The 18,867-nt window shown below is 47.7% G+C and carries 17 protein-coding genes; 7 read left to right on the top strand and 10 right to left on the bottom strand.

The genetic code is table 11. The features are described 5' to 3' along the window. The first annotated feature begins 66 nt into the window (after positions 1 to 66). The 4 genes from HQM11_04340 (at position 67) to HQM11_04325 (ending at position 4,757) form a co-directional block, all read left to right on the top strand. Complete coding sequence (locus HQM11_04340; GenBank protein MBF0350233.1) at positions 67 to 354, top strand: Dabb family protein; 288 nt, start codon at positions 67 to 69, stop codon at positions 352 to 354. 2 nt (positions 355 to 356) lie between these two features. After that, entirely contained in the window at positions 357 to 3,344 is a 2,988-nt protein-coding gene (locus HQM11_04335; GenBank protein ID MBF0350232.1) for a phosphoribosylformylglycinamidine synthase, read from the top strand. A 17-nt stretch (positions 3,345 to 3,361) separates the two neighbouring features. Next, entirely contained in the window at positions 3,362 to 4,162 is an 801-nt protein-coding gene (locus tag HQM11_04330) for a phosphoribosylformylglycinamidine synthase subunit PurQ (protein ID MBF0350231.1), read from the top strand. 229 nt (positions 4,163 to 4,391) lie between these two features. After that, positions 4,392 to 4,757 carry a translation initiation factor Sui1 gene (locus HQM11_04325; protein MBF0350230.1) on the top strand — a complete coding sequence of 122 codons (366 nt, stop codon included), beginning with the start codon at positions 4,392 to 4,394 and terminating at the stop codon, positions 4,755 to 4,757. A 65-nt stretch (positions 4,758 to 4,822) separates the two neighbouring features. On the opposite strand, the gene HQM11_04320 is transcribed toward HQM11_04325, so the two are convergent. From HQM11_04320 to fbaA, 9 genes are all read right to left on the bottom strand, one after another. Then, entirely contained in the window at positions 4,823 to 5,584 is a 762-nt protein-coding gene (locus HQM11_04320) for an HAD-IIB family hydrolase (GenBank protein ID MBF0350229.1), read from the bottom strand. A gap of 388 nt (positions 5,585 to 5,972) precedes the next feature. Then, a complete protein-coding gene (locus tag HQM11_04315) occupies positions 5,973 to 6,914 on the bottom strand; it encodes a c-type cytochrome (GenBank protein ID MBF0350228.1) in 942 nt (313 codons plus the stop codon). Between the two features lie 38 nt (positions 6,915 to 6,952). Further along, positions 6,953 to 8,281 (bottom strand): tRNA (N(6)-L-threonylcarbamoyladenosine(37)-C(2))-methylthiotransferase MtaB, encoded by a 1,329-nt coding sequence (gene mtaB / locus HQM11_04310; GenBank protein MBF0350227.1) that lies wholly within the window; start codon positions 8,279 to 8,281, stop codon positions 6,953 to 6,955. Next, positions 8,278 to 9,489 (bottom strand): hypothetical protein, encoded by a 1,212-nt coding sequence (locus tag HQM11_04305; GenBank protein MBF0350226.1) that lies wholly within the window; start codon positions 9,487 to 9,489, stop codon positions 8,278 to 8,280. The genes mtaB and HQM11_04305 overlap by 4 nt, the downstream gene beginning before the upstream one ends. Before the next feature lie 60 nt (positions 9,490 to 9,549). Beyond that, positions 9,550 to 10,989, bottom strand: coding sequence for a hypothetical protein (locus HQM11_04300; GenBank protein MBF0350225.1), 1,440 nt, complete (start codon positions 10,987 to 10,989; stop codon positions 9,550 to 9,552). Further along, positions 10,982 to 11,380, bottom strand: a complete 399-nt coding sequence (locus HQM11_04295) for a prepilin-type N-terminal cleavage/methylation domain-containing protein (GenBank protein MBF0350224.1) — start codon at positions 11,378 to 11,380, stop codon at positions 10,982 to 10,984. The genes HQM11_04300 and HQM11_04295 overlap by 8 nt, the downstream gene beginning before the upstream one ends. 259 nt (positions 11,381 to 11,639) lie before the next feature. Next, positions 11,640 to 11,831 (bottom strand): hypothetical protein, encoded by a 192-nt coding sequence (locus HQM11_04290; GenBank protein ID MBF0350223.1) that lies wholly within the window; start codon positions 11,829 to 11,831, stop codon positions 11,640 to 11,642. Between the two features lie 9 nt (positions 11,832 to 11,840). Beyond that, the gene (locus tag HQM11_04285; protein ID MBF0350222.1) at positions 11,841 to 13,049 is read right to left on the bottom strand and encodes a threonine ammonia-lyase; all 1,209 of its coding nucleotides are present in this window, start codon (positions 13,047 to 13,049) and stop codon (positions 11,841 to 11,843) included. Positions 13,050 to 13,169: 120 nt separating this feature from the next. Continuing rightward, positions 13,170 to 14,198: a class II fructose-bisphosphate aldolase gene (gene fbaA / locus HQM11_04280; protein MBF0350221.1), complete on the bottom strand. Its 1,029-nt coding sequence runs from the start codon at positions 14,196 to 14,198 to the stop codon at positions 13,170 to 13,172. A gap of 450 nt (positions 14,199 to 14,648) precedes the next feature. On the opposite strand from fbaA, the gene HQM11_04275 reads away from it, so the two are divergent. Next, positions 14,649 to 16,148 carry a HAMP domain-containing histidine kinase gene (locus tag HQM11_04275; GenBank protein ID MBF0350220.1) on the top strand — a complete coding sequence of 500 codons (1,500 nt, stop codon included), beginning with the start codon at positions 14,649 to 14,651 and terminating at the stop codon, positions 16,146 to 16,148. 4 nt (positions 16,149 to 16,152) lie between these two features. On the opposite strand, the gene HQM11_04270 is transcribed toward HQM11_04275, so the two are convergent. Further along, positions 16,153 to 16,347, bottom strand: a complete 195-nt coding sequence (locus HQM11_04270) for a hypothetical protein (protein ID MBF0350219.1) — start codon at positions 16,345 to 16,347, stop codon at positions 16,153 to 16,155. Positions 16,348 to 16,687: 340 nt separating this feature from the next. Here HQM11_04270 and HQM11_04265 point away from each other — a divergent pair, with 340 nt between their 5' ends. Both HQM11_04265 and HQM11_04260 read left to right on the top strand, forming a co-directional pair. Further along, complete coding sequence (locus HQM11_04265; GenBank protein MBF0350218.1) at positions 16,688 to 18,526, top strand: Hsp70 family protein; 1,839 nt, start codon at positions 16,688 to 16,690, stop codon at positions 18,524 to 18,526. A gap of 13 nt (positions 18,527 to 18,539) precedes the next feature. After that, positions 18,540 to 18,830 carry a hypothetical protein gene (locus HQM11_04260; protein MBF0350217.1) on the top strand — a complete coding sequence of 97 codons (291 nt, stop codon included), beginning with the start codon at positions 18,540 to 18,542 and terminating at the stop codon, positions 18,828 to 18,830. The last annotated feature ends 37 nt before the right edge of the window (positions 18,831 to 18,867 follow it).

Below are 18,867 nucleotides of genomic sequence, written 5' to 3'. Positions count from 1 at the left end.
AATTTTGACTTTTTTACTGAAGTTTTTATGCTGTGTTCTTTTTTTGGAACCGCATGAAGGGAACTTATGGTCAAACACATTGTCATGTTTAAACTCAAGGAAAAAAATTCTGAAACCATGAACCAACTGCTCACCGCGCTAGAAGGCCTGGATGGTGCCGTTGAAACCTTGCGCTGGCTGGAAGTCGGAACCGATTTCAAAAGTTCTGAACGATCGTATGATGTGGTCCTGACCACGCACTTTGATGACCGCGAGGGCCTGCAAGTCTATGCGGGACATCCTAACCATCTCCCTGTTCTGGCTCTGGTGAGAGAACTCTGTTCCAATACTATTGTTGTTGACTACGAAGTTTGACTATGACGCACCGAATTGAACTCCTGATCCATTCATCCCTGACAGACCCGAAAGGCATTAAAACCAAAAAACAGATCCAAACCGATCTGGGCTATGCCGTTGAAACTATCCGCACTCTTTCTGCCTACAAATTTGATCATGCTCAACTGGAACCTGAGAAGGTGTCACAGTTGTGTGAAACTGTGCTGAAAGACCCTGTGTTGCATGAAAGCAGAGTGAACGAATACTTTGGCGATGAAATTCCGTTTGACTGGTATATCGAAATCGGCTTTCGTCCCGGTGTGACCGACAATGAAGGCCGCACCGCTCAGGAGGCTCTGGAACTGTGGCTTCAGCAACCACTGCCTGAAGGACATCATGTCCATTCTTCCTGTGGTTATTTTGTGACAGGCAGACTGACGCGAGAACAGGTCGAACGGATCACCTACGAACTGCTCATGAACAACCTGATTGAACAGGCTTTCATTTTTTCCAAACAGGAATGGGCACAGGAAAAACATCGGCTCATGGCCTTGCCCGTGGTGGATTTGAAAACTCCAATTCGGGTTGAACGGTTTACGTTCAGCAAAATTGATGAAATCATGAAACTGAGCAGAGAACGAACTTTGGCGCTTTCTGAAGAGGAAGCACAGGCAATCCTTGGGCATTTCAACCGTCCTGAAGTGCTGGAAGAACGTCAGCGTCTCGGGATTGGCACAGAACTGACCGATGTTGAGCTTGAAATCATTGCCCAAACCTGGTCGGAGCATTGTAAACACAAAATTTTTAATGCCGAGGTGCATTACACTGACACGACCTCTGGCAAAACAGAAACCATTCATTCGCTGTATAAATCCTGTGTGAAAGGTTCAACCAATGCGATTCGCGAACAAATGGGCGATGCGGACTGGTGTGTGTCCGTGTTTTCTGACAATGCGGGTGTCATCAAGTTCAATGAAAACTGGAATCTGGTGATGAAAGTGGAAACCCACAATTCGCCATCAGCACTGGATCCCTACGGCGGTGCGCTTACAGGAATCGTTGGTGTGAACCGTGATACTTTTGGAACAGGACTTGGTGCGGAACTGATTTTTAATACAGATGTCTTCTGTTTCGCGTCTCCGGTTTATGACAAGGAAATTCCGCCAAAACTCATGCATCCCCGACGGATTTTTGAAGGAGTTCGCCACGGTGTGGAACATGGCGGCAATAAAAGCGGAATCCCCACCGTGAACGGCTCGATTGTGTTTGATGAACGTTTTCTGGGCAAACCCCTGGTATTTTGCGGAACAGGTGGGTTGATGCCGACGACCCTCAAGGGCAAACCCGCCCATAAAAAAGAAGCGCTCCCCGGCGACGCGATCGTGATGGTTGGCGGACGTATCGGGAAAGACGGAATCCATGGCGCGACCTTTTCTTCAGAAGCGCTCAATGAAGCGTCTCCGGCCACAGCCGTGCAGATCGGGGATCCCATTGTGCAGAAACGCATGTTTGATTTTCTGCTGGAAGCCCGCACTCTAGGATTGTACCGCTGTATCACCGATAACGGCGCCGGAGGGTTATCCTCTTCCGTCGGCGAAATGGCACAGTCCAGCAATGGCGCACGTATCGAACTGGATAAAGCACCCTTGAAATATCCGGGACTCCAGCCCTGGGAGATTTTTATTTCCGAAGCACAGGAACGTATGACGCTGGCGGTTCCGCAAGAACTTATCCAGACCTTTCTCGAACTGTCCCGATCCATGGATGTGGAATCCACTGTGCTCGGCACGTTCAACGATTCAGGATTTCTGACCGCTACGTATCATGACGAACTGGTGGCCTGCATGGCTATGGAATTTCTGCATGACGGACTCCCTCCCATGAAACTTTCTGCGGTCTGGACTCCTCCGTCACTGACAGAACCTCCATTTGAACAGCCGGAAAATCTGACTGACGTTCTGCATGCTCTGCTGGGGCACTTGAATATTTGCAGCAAGGAATCAGTGATTCGGCAGTATGATCATGAAGTTCAGGGTGGCAGTGTGATCAAGCCGTTGATTGGTGTGGCCAACGACGGTCCGGCTGACGCCGCGGTGATTCGTCCCTTGCTTGATTCCATGGAAGGTGTGGCGGTGGCCAATGGGATCTGCCCACGCTACAGCGATATTGATGCCTATCACATGATGACTTGCGCCATTGATGAAGCGGTGCGCAACATCATTGCGGTTGGAGGATCGCTCAAACAAATTGCCGGACTCGATAATTTCTGCTGGTGCGACCCGGTGGTTTCAGAACATAATCCGGATGGTGCCTATAAAATGGCCCAACTGGTGCGAGCCAACAAAGCACTGTATGACCTGACCACGCTGTATGGTGTTCCTTGTATTTCAGGTAAAGACAGCATGAAAAATGATTACCGCCATGGATCGCTGAAAATCTCCATTCCTCCCACCATGTTGTTCACCACGATCGGCAAGATCGAGGATGTGCGGAAAACGATCACCAGTGATGCTAAATCCGCTGGAGATCTGGTGTATGTGCTGGGTGCTACACGTGATGAACTGGGCTCTTCAGAATATTATGAACATCTGGGTTTGCAGGGGGCAAACGTTCCCAAAGTTGATGGAAACTCAGCGAAAAGTCTGTATCAATCCCATGCGGATGCGGTGGATCAGCAATTGATTCGTTCCAGTCATGACTGTTCTGATGGGGGGATCGCTGTCGCGTTGGTTGAAACCGCGTTTTCCGGTGGATTGGGAATGAATCTGGATCTGACGCAGGCATTAGCCGCCTCAAAATTACGACCTGACAAGTTTCTCTTTTCCGAAACCCCCAGCCGTTTTGTGGTGACTATTTCACCTGAACATCAAACCGCTTTTGAAAAAGTGTTTGAACCGCATCCTTGTGTGTTGCTCGGTCAAGTCACTCAATCACCGGAATTTATCATTCGCTCCGGAAAAGACCTTTTGATCAAGGACACTGTCATGAACTTCAAAACAAGCTGGCAGGCTCCGTTGAAGCATTTGTAAAACTTTAAATGGTTTATATGAAAACTTTGATTCTTTCAGGCTATGGACTGAACTGTGAAAAAGAAACCGCTCACTGCTGTCAAAAAGCTGGCGGCAAAGTGGATGTGATTCATACATCGTTATTGATTCATGAAAAAATCCGTCTATCTGATTATCAGTTTATGGTGTTCATCGGCGGATTTCTGGATGGCGACAATCTTGGGGCGGGGCGTTTGGGCGCAAATCGGCTGAAATTCACGTATCTTCCAGAACATTCCACGTACCTGCAGGATGAATTCGCTCAATTCATTGAAGCGGGCAAACTGGTGTTGGGAATCTGCAATGGCTTTCAGGTGATGGTTAAAATGGGGATACTTCCGGCAACAACACAGACCATCGGTATGCAGGAATTGTCACTCACCAACAACCGGAATGGGCGTTTTGAAGACCGCTGGGTGAATTTGAAGGTCAATTCAAAATCCTCATGTGTCTTTACCCGGGGAATGGAAAGTGTTTACTTGCCGATTCGTCATGGTGAAGGACGCATTGAGGCCTCAGAAGAACTGATCCGTACTCTGACAAACGAGCAGCAAATTCCGTTGCAATATGCGACACCTGAAGATCAGGCAACGGAAGAATTTCCTTATAACCCGAATGGTTCCCCGTTGGGCATTGCCGCAATCAGCAATAAACAAGGCAATGTCCTGGGACTCATGCCACATCCTGAGGCCTTCAATCATTACACCAACCATCCGCATTGGACCCGGTTGCCCCACATCCGGGAAGATGGCGATGGCATGGCCTTTTTTTATAATGCTTACCGCTATCTTCAGAGTTAGTCGCTGTCTCGCATAATGATGTTTCTGGTTGCGGGGCTCCTGCCTCGTAATCTAAAACGCGTGGTTCTTCTTCCCCCCCTCTCTGTCTTGGTTTCTGAAAATATTCGTCTGATTGATTCAATGCTCATCATGATGGCTAAAGCCCAACGGAGCAATCGTGCCCGAGTCGCCCCGGATTTAGCCAGCAAGGGTTTTAATTCTACAAAAAACACATATTATTAAGGACTCAATGAAATCTAAAGATAACAGGAATGAGGGCCTTGTTTATTCCACTGAGTTTGGCAAGGGGTGTCCCACGTGTGGTAAACCCTTGGCACAATGTCGTTGCCAGCAGAAAAAAGCAGGCATTCCCAATGATGGCATTGTACGGGTAGGTCGCGAAACCAAGGGACGTAAAGGTTCCGGCGTGACAGTGATTACCGGTATTCCTCTGGAGGAGACTGCTCTTAAAAAATTGGCAACCCAACTGAAACAAAAATGTGGAACAGGTGGGACCCTCAAAGCCGGCGTGATCGAGATTCAAGGCGATCACCGGGATTCACTCATGAACGAACTGACCAAATTGGGCTATACCGTCAAACGCTCCGGTGGATAAGAAAGGAGGCCTCGTCGGCGAAAACAATACCAGTTGATTGCTTCGATTGACAGTGCCGTTGTGTATTATTGAATCACACCGAAATGACGCAGACCTTCTGCCACTCCTGCGGCGTATTTCTCGCGGGCCTGATAAATGGAGAGAGACGGGTGAGATTTTACAAATTGTTTAAGTTCAGGTGTCGCATTGCAGACAACCACTCCTGATCTCATTTCCGCAAACATGGAACAGTCATTTCCGGTATCTCCGGCGACAACCAATTGAGCCTGAGTCAATTTGAGATGTTCCATTAAAAACCATATCGCTTTTCCTTTGCCGGAATCAGACGGCAAAATATCCAGATCACGACCGCTGGACCAGATCACCTGATACCCGGTTCCAAAGGCCAGAACCCGTTCCTGAATCTTGGCCGCGGCTTTATCCGGATCGGGAGCTTTATCCAGATAGGCACTGACTTTCAGCGGTGTATTGAACACATCGGGTTGCATTTCCAGTCCTTCAATGCCCTCCAGAAATGAGACAGCCTGAGCTCTGGAAAATTGTGAACGCAACTTTGTTTCCCATTCAGGCATGGGGGACATTGTTCTGGAGTAAGGTGGCATAAAAATTTCTGTGCCCACCTGTGAAATGATGGCGTCTGATTCAGGAATGCCCTCAGTCTGAAAACCCTCCAGCACCTGATCCAATCGACGTCCTGTTACCAAAAACAGTCGCAGTTCCCCCTTTTTTCTCAACAAGCTGATCTGATGTCCCAGACTGTTGAGTGCCTCACGATCCCCAGTCAGGGTTCCATCAATATCCGATGCGACAATCCATTGAATATTCATATTGTTCTCCTTGCATTAACAGGTTTGAAATCAAGTAAGCGTTCAGCTTTCAGTATTCAGCTTTCAATGTTTATACGCTTCAGAAGCATTATGACTCAATAGCAGAAAATATCGTTTGGCTTCCATGCCTTGAGAATTCCTGAAAACTGATGGCTGACGACTGAACGCTTACGAAATCAAGGCTTCAAACAACCCCAAAAACAGTGTTTCAGAAATAGCGCAGACACTGAAGCTGAAAGGTTTTTGTATTGATGCCCCTGAATCCATGACTTTGGTTTGAGTCATGATTCAGGGCAGATGACAGGCGAGAGGTTATTTACAATAATCCGAGGTTCACACTACAAAATATCAAGCATAAGAACTTTGGAATTTTGAGGGCCTGATCCCATCAATTTGCAGGAACAAAAATGGTTACTGTATTGCTGACTACTGGAATTGTACGGAGGTATTCATAGATTGCGCCCAGATCTTCGCGGGTCATCCCGGCAAACATGGTCCAGGGCATTACGGTGTTTTTTTCACCGGCTTGTACCGGAATCATTTTTGCTTCAGGAGTGTCATAACTTTTGAATTTGTCGATGAACTGCTCTTTGGTCCAGAGTCCAATACCTGTGTCATTATCCGAGGTGATGTTGGCTGAATAGGTGGTACCACCTCGCGGGAGTTTGAATTCAAACCCGCCGGCATAATCCATTCCCGGCAGTTTTTCACCTTTGTCAGCCTGGGTGTGACAATCTGCGCAGGCGGCAATTGTAACCAGATAGCGTCCATATTCTACTTCATTGGAGCGCTCTGGCAATGGTTGTGGATTCGCTTTCATGGGCATGGTCCGGACAATCAGGTTCAACGGAAAATTCAGATCGGTTTCCGGAACATTGTTTTCGATGGGACGCAAGGTTTTGAGATAGGCGACAATCGCATGAGCATCCTCAGTGGCCATCTGTCCATAGGAGAGATAGGGCATGAGTGGAAACAGGGCATGTCCATCCTGAGAGCGTCCTTCAGTGACAGCCCGGTGAATTTCGCCATCAGTCCAACCCTTCAAACCCGCAGGGGTGATGTTGTCGGCATAGAGATTTCCGGGAAATCCGGCTTCTTCAGGAAACACTTCTCCTCCCTTGCCTTCAGTTCCTTCAACAAGAGGGCCGGAAAAATAGTCCCAGTTGCGTTCGGAATGGCAATCAATACAACTGGCAACATGATGCACAAGGTATTGTCCACGTGCCAGAATTTCCGGATCGCTGTTGACCTGGATATTGGGGGCCACATCTTTCTGGCAACCGATCAATGACAGTGTGATAAAAACCATCAGACCGTTAAATATTTTCATGATTCTCCTTTTTGGTTAAAAAATTGATTAAACAATGGTTAATCCCCTGTCCTGATCTCCCCTGAAATCATGTCTTCCCGCAATTCACTGAGGAACACAGGAAGGACCTGATTGTGATATTGTCCGACCGCTTCGCCTTCGACAGACACCCGAATGTAATTGTCTGTCAAACCATCGATTCGGGAACCTTTGGGTGCTTCAAACAACACATAACGAATTTGCTTGAGTGCTTTACCATAAAACTCCCGGCGTTTCCATTGGCTCAATTTTCTCAAAACTTCACTGCGGCGCTGTTTTTCCTGTGGAGTAACTTTCCCGGCCATTCTCACAGCCGGAGTTCCTTCACGCTCTGAATAGGGAAACACATGGAAATAATGCACAGGCAAAGAATCCAGCAATTGCCAGGTCTGATCAAAATGTTCGTCAGTTTCTCCGGGAAAACCAACCATGACATCTGTTCCAACGCACAGATCCGGCACTTGTTCGACAGCCCGCAATACGTCTTCCCTGAACATCTCCCGGGTATAGCGGCGTTTCATCCATTCCAGTATTTCATTGGAGCCGGATTGCAACGGCAGATGCAGGTAAGGCACCAGTTTATGTCCCGGGTCAGCCATGTATTGAAGAATCAGTGGCTCCACTGTGGTGGGTTCAATAGAACTGATGCGGATGCGTTCCAGTCCATCCAGTTGATTCAACGCATCCAGCATGTGGATCAATGTTTTGGAATGGATGCCATACGTGCCGACATTCACGCCTGTCAAAACCAGTTCTTTCGCACCGGCCTGAACCAGCGCCCGGGCTTCTTCCAGGCAATTGTCAAATTCCCGCGAACGGGAACGGCCCCGGGCAAAGGGAATGATGCAGAAGGAACACATGAAATCACAGCCATCCTGGATTTTGAGATGTTCCCGGGTTTGATGTGGATTGAGCCAGTCCATGACCGGCAAGGTGAAGGCTGTTTTTACAATTTTGGGAGTAATCACCAGTGGCGTTTCAGAAACCCGGGCTTCATCCAGAAAATCAGCAATCTGAAGTTTGTTTTCATTACCCAGAACCAGTTTTACACCCTCTATTTCCGCGATTTCCTGTGCGGACATCTGGGCATAACAGCCAATGACGGCAATCAGCGCGTCAGGATGATTCCGATGTACCGACCGGATCATCTGCCTGTTTTTTGCGTCAGAATGCTGTGTGACCGTGCAGGTATTGAGGATATAGACCTCCGCGTCGTCCTCTTCAGAAGTGACGATCTCATAGCCCCGGGCTTGAAGGGATTTGGTGATGAGGTTGGTTTCGGCCTGATTCAGGCGGCATCCCATGGTCTGGAATGCCACTGTACGACGGGACAGGTTTGTTGAACTCACTCGGCGTCATCCTCAATGATTTTTGAGGATTCTTCTTCTGGTGGCATGGCCGCGGGATTGACAAAAATCATCCGGTTGCCGGTCGCATCCTGCGCCAATGCGCCAATGCCCTCGGTTTTCAGATCTCTGCGGATTTTACGGCGCAAGCGACTTTTGCTTTCTGAAGAAAATAATTCCAGTTCCAAATATCCCAAAGAGTTTTTCAACTCTGTCAGATCCTTGAAACCCTCAGTGTTTTCGAGATAATCCAGAATCTTGTCTTCCTCTTCGGCGGTATAATTTCTGAACACAATCAGATAAGCAAAGCCGGTGTCTCCCACTGACTGATAAAATTCAGAAATACGTTCAATCGCTTCCTTGGAGGCTTCTGCTCCGGCACGTTTTCCGGCCTTACTGAGCATTTCCAACCAGTCATAAGGGCCTGGCGCATAAGAGGACAACTGCTTGTCTTCTTTGGTCACATCCGCGATCTGACGTCCGTTGCTGGCATCATACACTTGCATACGTACCATGACTTTGGCCGCATAAAACATTCCACCTTTCTGTCCTCGTTTTCCGGCGATCATTTCCAGACGAACCAGGATTTCCGCATGCTGATCCAACGCCAGCGCAATCAGTGACTCCGCGGGCCGATCTACGATAGCGGCCCGTTCGATGGCCTGATACACCTCCCCCATCACCTGTTCATTGAACACTCTGAAACCTGCCTGATTGAACTGATCCCGAATGATGGAAAGGGTGCTTTGGACCCCACTGTTATCACGGGGTAAGGCATTGGGATCGGCGGATTGATAAATCACCATGATGCGTTTGTTGCCCATTTTTTGATGGAGGATCCGCAGTGTTTTGAGTTGATCCTGAATTTTTTCATCCGAGACATCCGCGCGGATTGTCACTTCATAGTTTGTTCCATCCGCCGACGCGCCTTCCTGAATCACTTCATAACGAGTGATATACCCCCGACTGGTGGTGAGAATTTCGTCTTTGATCACCTCAAAGTTCTGAGCAAACGTATTAGAATCAATAAAGGTTCCGATCCCCTGCTCAACAGCCTGCCGCTGGGCATTTAGAATGGCCTGATTTTTAGCGCTGCCGGTATTCCCTTCAAAAATGGCGGCTGTTCCGGTGGCTGTGACTTCTTTGGCTTGCACCCATGCGCCTGGCAGCATGAGGCATAGCAATAAAACAATTTTCTGAAGCCAGTTCATAATGTTGCTCCTGGTTGAGGTTGATCATGCGCGGCAAATTCCTACACCTTGAGTCAAGTGTCAATTCAGTTCAAGCAGATTCTGCTGATCATCGGGTTGCGCCTGTATCGCGTCCGGATTGATTGCCGGTTGTGTTTCTTCCAGCAGATAAGGCAATTCTTCCGGTTCAAAATTCGGTCGGGTCGCACCTGCGTTTTCCACAGGCAAAGCTTCTTCTTCCGGCATCAGCATTTCCTGAGGGTGAATGATCGCGTTGGCTGGTGGTGGATTTTTTCCTGCGGCCTCAATGGTTTGGGGGACCATTGTGTCCAGGCTGTTAAAATCATCCATGGCATATTTCACATCGCTCCATGCTTGAGCATAATGGGGTTGCGGATTCCAGGCATTTGCCTGCGCGAAATGATAGGCGGCCAGTTTTAGCTGATTGAGCAATTGATACAGCATTCCCAGATTATAATGGGCCGAAGCCAGATTTTTTCCCAGAATTGTTTGGGATTCCCGACTGTGATACTTGATAATCTGGCCGTAGGTTTTAAAATGTAAGGGACTGAGAAGCTTCAACAGGATTTTATCAATATCGACCAGAGAGAAAGACTGGTTGCGTAACTGAAGCAGTGGTTCCAGGATCTGTCGAGGAATTTTTGCCTGTTTAAGACTGGCCAGCGCCCGATCTGAAAAAGTAAACTGTTCTGACTGCTCAAACGGATACGGTTCAAAAATCATATAATTCCAGGCTTTGATGGCCTTGGAAAATTCCTTCTGGACCGCATAGCGATTTCCACTCAAAATTCCGGGGTGTCCGAGGTCCAGCAGATTGAATGTCCATGGAATTGGCGCTGAGCCTGTTTCAAGAACCAGAACCGTCTGTTTGGCTACGGGCGATAATTTATCGAGAAACCGTTGAATCAGGAGTGTTCCCAAACGTTTGATTTCATCCTGTGATGAACGCATGTCCTTGATGGCCTCTTCTCCCGAATAACTTTGACGGAAGCTGATATTTTCCTGCTGGTGATACAATTCCTGTGCTAAAATGGAGTCATGTAGCACAAATTCAATTCCCAGATCAATGGTGCGGTGGATCACACGTTCTTCAAAGCTCACTTCCACAAACTCAAACAGGGTCTGGCGCATCTGGCTAGCCACATTGTTTTTTGAGGGCGGGATATCTTTCTGTATCAATTCAACTTTTTTATTTTCGTGGGTCTGTTCTTCATCTCTTACAGAATAAACAATCACCGTGCCTGAGAGAATCGCGGCTTTTTCCTCCAGACCGGGATAGGTTTCCATCGGATAAAATACCGGGTTTTTATAGAGTTCCCGGATCAACACATCACGAAACCATGAGGCATTTTGACCTACAAGTTGTTCCACATAAATGTTGCCATGTTTCAAGGCATGGGGCGAGACCGCGGGTTCATAGTAAACCCGTGAGGAAACACAACCGGAAAGGAGCAAGGCAAACAACAGCGATAGGAGGATGCATAAATGCCGGTTATTCAAGAACATCGTTGACCGTGTTGATCAGATTTTTCATGTGATCGACCGTCCACGTGTCGATCGTATCATCGCTGTCGAGGTTCCCTGTCGCGGTGACCAGATAGGCCTGTTCGCTGTCTTCTGTTTTCATCGAATAACTGTAAATGGCGGAGTCACTCTGATCGAACGAGATGCCAAGTTCTTTCAGATCAGCGGCATATTTACGCTGTGTCGAATGAAAAATTTTTTGTGCCGTATAAACCGCCATCAGGTTGGTTTTTGCTTCTGTCTGCCGGGATGTCAGCAAGTATTTCTCCATGCTGGGATATGCCAATGATGCCAGAATTCCGATGATGACAACCACAATCATCACTTCAACCAGGGAAAATCCGCTGTGTTTGATTTTGAAAAACATCCTCAGGCTCCTTTCTTGTCGCTTATAGGTGGGGATTTTAGCAGGGCTATTCACTTCTCTGGCAGGACGGGACTACGTGCCCGTCAAAAATACGATGTTTGGCGTTTGCGGGGCATGTAATCCCCGCCGACCATCCGGTTGACGCTCAAAATATGGAGAAATGAACAGCCCTGGGGATTTCAGAATACATACCTGGAGAAAAGCAATTTTCAGACCGTCTGATTCAGACGTTGTGAGGAACTAAACTGAGAGACAAAGATTAAACCTCCTCCACATCCCATTTTTCTGAACCAATGATTCCCCAATACTGAGGACGGGTGGTGTCTTTCTTGATTTGAGGATTTTGACGGGCTTCCGGATTTTCCAGCAGACGTTTGGCATGTGCCTTACTGTTGGCTTCCACAATATAGGGCTGAACCCAGATTTCTTTGACATAGACACGATATTTCATACAACTCCTCTATTTGAGATGCACAATGAAGCCATCTTTTTCCAGATCCTGAACAACTTCCGCAATATGCTCATGTCCTCTGGTTTCAATGGTGAATTCTACCTCCGCTTCACCCAGCGATGTTTTGGAATAGGACCGGTTGTGTGAAATCTGGAGGATATTGGCCCGACGGGACGCGATAACCCTGGATAATTCAGCAAGAATTCCGGGCCGATCCGGAACAAGAACATGAAAACTGGCCAACCGTCCGGCCTTGGCGAGTCCACGTTCGAGAATGGTGGATAAGGTGTTGCTGTCAATATTCCCTCCGGAAATCAGCACAATGGTTTTTCTGTTATTCATTCGGGGAATTTTATGATGGTACACAGCGGCCATTCCAACTGCTCCGGCACCTTCAGCCAGCGTTTTTTCCTGTTCCAGCAGAAGGACAATCGCATTGGCAATTTCTTCCTCACTGACGGTGACAATATCATCGACATATTTTTGTACGAGCGGAAACGTATTGGTTCCAACACGGGAAACCGCAATGCCGTCTGCGATCGTTTTGGCATAGGGAACATCCACAATCTGTCCGGCTTCAAGGCTTTTTTGCATGGCGGGAATCACCTGTGCCTCCACGCCGATAATCTGAACTTTGGGGTTCCACTCCTTGATTGCGACCGCAACACCGGCGATCAGCCCACCGCCGCCGATAGGCACAATGATGGTTTCCATGTCCGGACACTGCTCAATGAGTTCCAGCCCCACAGTTCCCTGTCCCGCGATCACATCCGGATCATTGAACGGATGGATGAACGTGTAACCATTGGCCTCACAAAGTTCCCGGGCTTTCAGATAGGCTTCATCGTAACTGTTGCCATGCAGAACAATATCCGGATTGAATTTCTTTGTACCCTGAATTTTTGCCAGAGGTGTGGTTTCCGGCATGACAATGGTGGCATGAATCCCGCTTCTTTCGGCGGCATAGGCCACCCCCTGTGCATGATTTCCCGCGGACGAGGTGATCACTCCGGCCTGACGTTCCTGCTCAGTCAGTTTCAGTATTTTATTAAACGCTCCCCGCTGTTTGTAAGCGCCGGTCATCTGAAAGTTTTCCAGTTTCAAAAACAATTCACAGCATGTTGCCATGCTCAGTTTTTGAGAATAAGTGCAGGGTGATTTCAAAATATAGGGACGAATCCGTTGCTCTGCCTGACGGACATCTTTCAAACTCAGGATTGGGGAAGACATAAGAATATTTTCGGGAATTTTGCAGAAGAATGACTGAATTATAAAACAAGAAAGCCTGTCCCCCATGAAGGCGACAGGCTTGAAACTACACAAGAAAACAACAGGTTGTTACTTGCCGAACAAGGTGGTGCCAGTGCTTTTCAGATCGTCACAGGCCTGTTTGATGCGAGCGGCCATGCCTTCCTCCGCTTTTTTGAGATAACCACGTGGGTCATAGGCTTTTTTGTCACCCACTTCTCCGTCAATTTTCAGCACACCGTCATAATTTTTAAACATGTGTTCCACGATCGGTCGTGTGAACGCATACTGGGTATCGGTGTCGATATTCATTTTGATCACACCATATTGCAGGGTTTCATGGATTTCAGACAGCAGAGATCCGCTTCCGCCATGAAATACCAGATCAAACGAAGCATTGCTTCCATATTTATCGGTCAGAGCCTTTTGTCCATCGCGGAGAATGGTGGGTGTGAGTTTCACATTTCCGGGTTTATAAACACCATGCACATTTCCAAATGTCGCGGCAAACATGAAGCGTCCCAGACTGTTGAGATCCGCATAGACCTGAACCATGTCTTCAGGGCTGGTATAGAGTTTGTCCTTGGAAGTTCCGGAATTATCCACGCCGTCTTCTTCTCCACCAACAACTCCGGCTTCTACTTCGAGAATGATTTCATTTTTGGCACATGCCACCAACAGATCCTTTGCCACTTTCATGTTTTCAGCCAGAGGCAGTTCCGCACCGTCAAACATGTGGGAATTGAACAGATTGGGCAAGCCCTTGGCACGGCGTTTTGCGGTTTCCTCAATCAACGGACGCAAAAACTTATCAACTTTTTTGGGGGGACAATGGTCTGTGTGCAGAGCAATGTTGACATTGTAGCGTTCCGCGACCAAATGGACATGCTGAGCAAGCGCGATGGCACCAAGCACTGCGTCCTTGTTGTTCAAACCGGAAGCAAATTCGCCACCACCGGTAGAAACCTGAATGATTCCATCACTTTTCTGATCCGCAAACGCTTTCAGTGCCGCATTGGCCGTGATCATGGAACTGACGTTGATTGCGGGATAGGCAAATTTGTTTTTCTTGGCGTTATCCAACATTGTGCAATAGGTTTTATAATCTGCTACAGGCATATTTCTCCTAAAGAGTAGGGGTTGGGAGACTGAATTGAAGGACCTCGTATTCCATAGAACGTAACAACAGGTAAGATCAAGGCCTAATTAGTCGCTGTCGCTTAATTCATACTTAAAAATGTATTTCCATAAAACACCACTGGGTTATCATGCTGCTGGGGGATCATGGCAACAGCGCAATGGAACGGTGGATATGAGTTTGGAATTGGCAGGATTAGGCGAATTGATCAAAGGATCGGCAACCATTTGACATTGGCGAAACAATGACTATGGCCGAAGGTATAATGGCGTTAATATTCGTGTTGTGGCAATGAAGTATCCGCATAGATCGCAAATTTTGAATTTTTGCATGATTTAAGTTGAGGAGATGCTTGCAATATTTAACTGATCCATGTAGGGAAAAAACAGTGCGTTTAATTACTTCAGATCCGTCCATTCAGAGTGCCCTTCATGCAAAAAAAAATTCTACGTCTTTCAGGAGCATCCGTTATTCTGTTTCTGATTGTTTATGGAATTGCGCTTCAATGGTTTCCGCATGAAGAACTTCAGGAAAGCCTTCTGTTGCAAGACATCACAGAACTGAATGCACTGGCGGTAAGAATTGGGGACCTTCTCGAATCACCTGAAGATGTAAAAACCCGCGAGATCCAGCAAATCATTGAATCAGAAGAATTTGGTGAGATGCGAATTCTTTATCTGGACTGGAATGTCAAATTCACCAGTGCCGGAGCCGATACGCAACCTGTAGAAAATAAACAGATTTACCAGGTCGTGGATGACCATATCATCCTCCGGTTGCCGGTCGGTCGCAACAAGATACGTGGATTGCTCGAAGTTAAACGTGAAATATTCAGTCCCTCCGCGGCCTATGCCAACTGGCTTCCGCCCTTTATTTTTAGTCTGGGAATCACGGCCCTTGCCATTGCCGGTGTGTTGTGGATCAAAGCCCGTAAAATGACCCGTCCCATTGATCAATTGTGTCAGGCTTTCACCCGCTATCGACGTGAGCAGGAATCGTCAGATCTGACACTGCCCCGGTCGCTTCCCTATCAGACTGGCCTGGAACGTCGGGTATCGGTGCTTCATGATCTCTGGGGCAAGTTTCAGACTGTTCAGGAACAACTGGCCGGCAAGGTTGATGAACTCGAGGAATCCAAACAAACGCTTGAACAAACAATACGCGATCTGGAACTGGCGAAAGAACAGGAAAAACGATTGGTGGAACTGGGTTACGCACTGGCGGAATTCGGCCATGACATTGGCAACGCAAATGGTTCTGTGGTGACCTATGTGGGCTTGATTCTGCAAATACTGGACAAGGAACATGTCACCATGCTGGATATCGCACGATCGCTGATGTATGTGCGCCGTATCAAAATTTCAGCCATGACCGTGACCGGATTGACCACTGATATTCTTGAATTTGCCAAGGGCAAAACGGATCTGAGACGCAGCACAACACAACTGGAACCGTTTATTTCTCATCTGGAAATCAATACAGGGTTTGTCGCGGATTTACCCATCCATTTTTCCACGCCCAATCCGAATCTCAGTTTTTATGGCGATGTGAACAAACTCACTCGGGTGGTGATCAATCTGATCAAAAATTCATGGGAAAAACTGGGAGAACAGGAAGATGGCGAAATCACTGTGTTATTTGATGTGTTTGAAGAGAATGGATTGATGATTCAGATCAGGGATAATGGTACCCCGATTCCGGAGCATGTGCTGCCCCATTTGTTCAAGTCCTTCAAAACCGAGGGAAAGGAGAGTGGAACAGGGCTTGGACTGGCTATCTGCAAAAAAATCATCGACGCCCATGACGGACGGATCCTCGCAGAAAATCTATCGGCCAATCGGGGAGTTCAATTCACCATTTACCTGCCCCGATGCCTTGTAAAACCTGAAATTGTCAGAGTTGGCAATGCCGTTCAAATCATGGCTGGTTGAGAACTCAGGCATGCGCCCACCAACCCTCTTGTACGGTGTTCAACGCAGGATGAACTCCCTCATATTTTTCTTCTTCCAGCATTTGATCGACCTGCTGCAAAAATGAGTTGACAGCCCGGTTGACTCGTTCTTCAAAATCCGTGGTCAGCACCCGTTTTTTCAGATCAGAATCCACAGAAAAATTATTTAACCATGCCATATGCCCTCCGAGTAACGATTATAATTCATGAGATCGTCATCTTGACGACCCGTATGCTGGTGTTATCGGCATTCTTTTATAAACCTTGAATGAAAAAATGACATTTCAGGTGGGGTCGGAGTTTGGCTTGTCATTGATCGGGGCTGTTTTACATTATTCCTGTTTTTAAGTTGAAAAGCTGCTGCGCAAATAATGAATTTTCAGCAGTAATATTCTAATATGTTTATAAATATTCAATTCCAGATGTTATTTGTTCAAGGGCTGAATCTCATACACTAAAAAACTGAAACACCCCTGAAGGACTGGATAAACACCATTTTTTATTGATTGAAGGACCACTATGAAAACTCAAGAAACATCATCCAGACATTTTATTGGCATTGACCTAGGAACCACCAACTGCGCCTTGGCCAGTCTGCCTCAAAATGAGACAGCGGAAAAACCTGAACCCTTTCAGATTTCCCAGATTATTGATCAGGGAATGCAGGCTCCCCGCAAGACCTTGCCCTCCTTCGAATATATTCCCACAGAAGCCGAAGCAGAAAATCATGTGTATCAGCTCGCATGGGACGCAACTCCTGAACTGATTGCCGGAGAATGGGCTCGCAAACAGGGCGAAAAACTTCCAGGAAGGCTGATCAGTTCCGCAAAATCATGGCTCTCCACCTCCAGCGGAAAACTCAAAAACCTGCCGTTGACCGCACCGGCCGATGTTCCGAAATATTCAGCGGTTGAAGCATCTTCCTGTCTGCTGACCCATCTCAAACAAGAGTGGAATCTGGCGCATCCCCAAGAACCTCTGGAGCAGGAAGAACTCATCCTCACTGTGCCGGCATCGTTCGATGCTGTTGCGCGAGATTTGACGCTGGAAGCCGCAAAAATGGCAGGACTGCCTCAGGTGGTTTTGCTGGAAGAACCTGTTGCCGCCTTTTATGCCTGGATCTCCCATACTCCGGATTGGCGCAAAGAAGTGAGTGTTGGTGATGTGGTGCTGGTCTGTGATATCGGTGGAGGAACCACCGATTTCAGTTTGATCGCGGTTGAAGAAGTCAAGGGCGAATTGCAGTTAACCAGAATCGCGGTTGGAAACCATATTTTGCTGGGCGGCGATAACATGGATCTGGCGCTGGCAAGAACCATTCAATTAAAATTTGAAAAAGAAGGAAAAACCATCAATCAATCTCAATGGCTGTCGCTGGCGCACAGTTGCCGACATGCCAAAGAAAAATTATTGGGAGACGCCTCCCTTGCCGAGGTTCCGGTTGTTTTGCCGGGACGCGGTAGTCAGCTCATGGGCGGTACACTTCAGACAAGACTCACCCGTAAAGAAATGATGGAAGTCCTGCTGGAAGGTTTCTTTGCGCCATGCTCGGCCAGTGATATTCCTCAAGAACCAAGAAAAACAGGGTTGCGTACCGTAGGACTCAATTATGCGTCGGACCCTGCCATTTTGAAACATCTGGCTCATTTTCTCAGGGAAAGTCTGAGGCAGATCGCACCGGATCATAGTCTGAACAGCAAACTGGAGGGCAAATCCTTTGTCCATCCCAGTGTGATTTTGTTCAATGGGGGTGTGACACATGCCACAGCTTTTTGTGAGCGAATCCAGAATGTGCTGAATCAATGGCTGAAAGAAGAAGGAAGTCCTGAAATAAAAGTATTGAAGGCGACAGATCCTGATCTGGCTGTTGCGCTGGGCGCCGCATACTATGGACAGGCACGTTCCGGCAAAGGGGTGAGAGTCCGTAGCGCCACCACCTTCGCCTATTATCTGGGGGTGGAATCATCACTTCCTGCCATTCCCGGAATGCCGCCCGTGTTGAATGGTTTGTGTGTGGCTCCAGCCGGTATGGAAGAAGGAACAGCTCTGGATATTCCCGGTATTGAGTTTGGTCTGGTGGTTGGCGAAATGGTCGAATTTCCCTTTTATATTTCAAGAACTCGCCCTGAAGATCAGGCTGGCAGTCTGATTGAAGACGCACGCAGTTCGCTTGAAGAACTGGCCATCATCGAAACAACGCTATCTCGTGAGGAAACCGCTCAGGCTTCTGGAACGGTCATACCCGTCACACTCAGAGTGGTTTTAACCGAACTTGGTTCCCTGGAAATCTGGTGTGACGCGGTGGACCACAACGGAAACTGGAAATTGGAATTTCATCTCAGAAAAGAGGGGGAATAACAGCAATTCGGGGTTGGTCACATTTTCGGCCACCCTTGTAATTCCGCTTTACACAGCATTCGAACCCCATACCCAAAGCCAGGGTGCCGGAATCGAAGTTGATGGATTTTGGCAGATCGGTTCAGCCTGGAGAATCGATGGAAATGCGGATCTTTTCTCTGAAATAGAGGATGCAGAACTACAAGCTGAAGGGTATGTTGCCCTAACCTATCCTGCATTCTCCACGGCCTGGCATGGAGGGCTGGCTGTTTTAAGTTTCGGTGAAGCCGTTAGCGCAGGAGTCATTATTCTTGGGGAATTTTAGGCACTTTTCAAAAGCAGTCAAAAGCACTTTACAGTTT

The sequence above is a fragment of the SAR324 cluster bacterium genome (assembly GCA_015232315.1).
Taxonomy (GTDB): Bacteria; SAR324; SAR324; order SAR324; family NAC60-12; genus JADFZZ01.
This window is presented reverse-complemented; position numbering and strand designations above follow the sequence as displayed.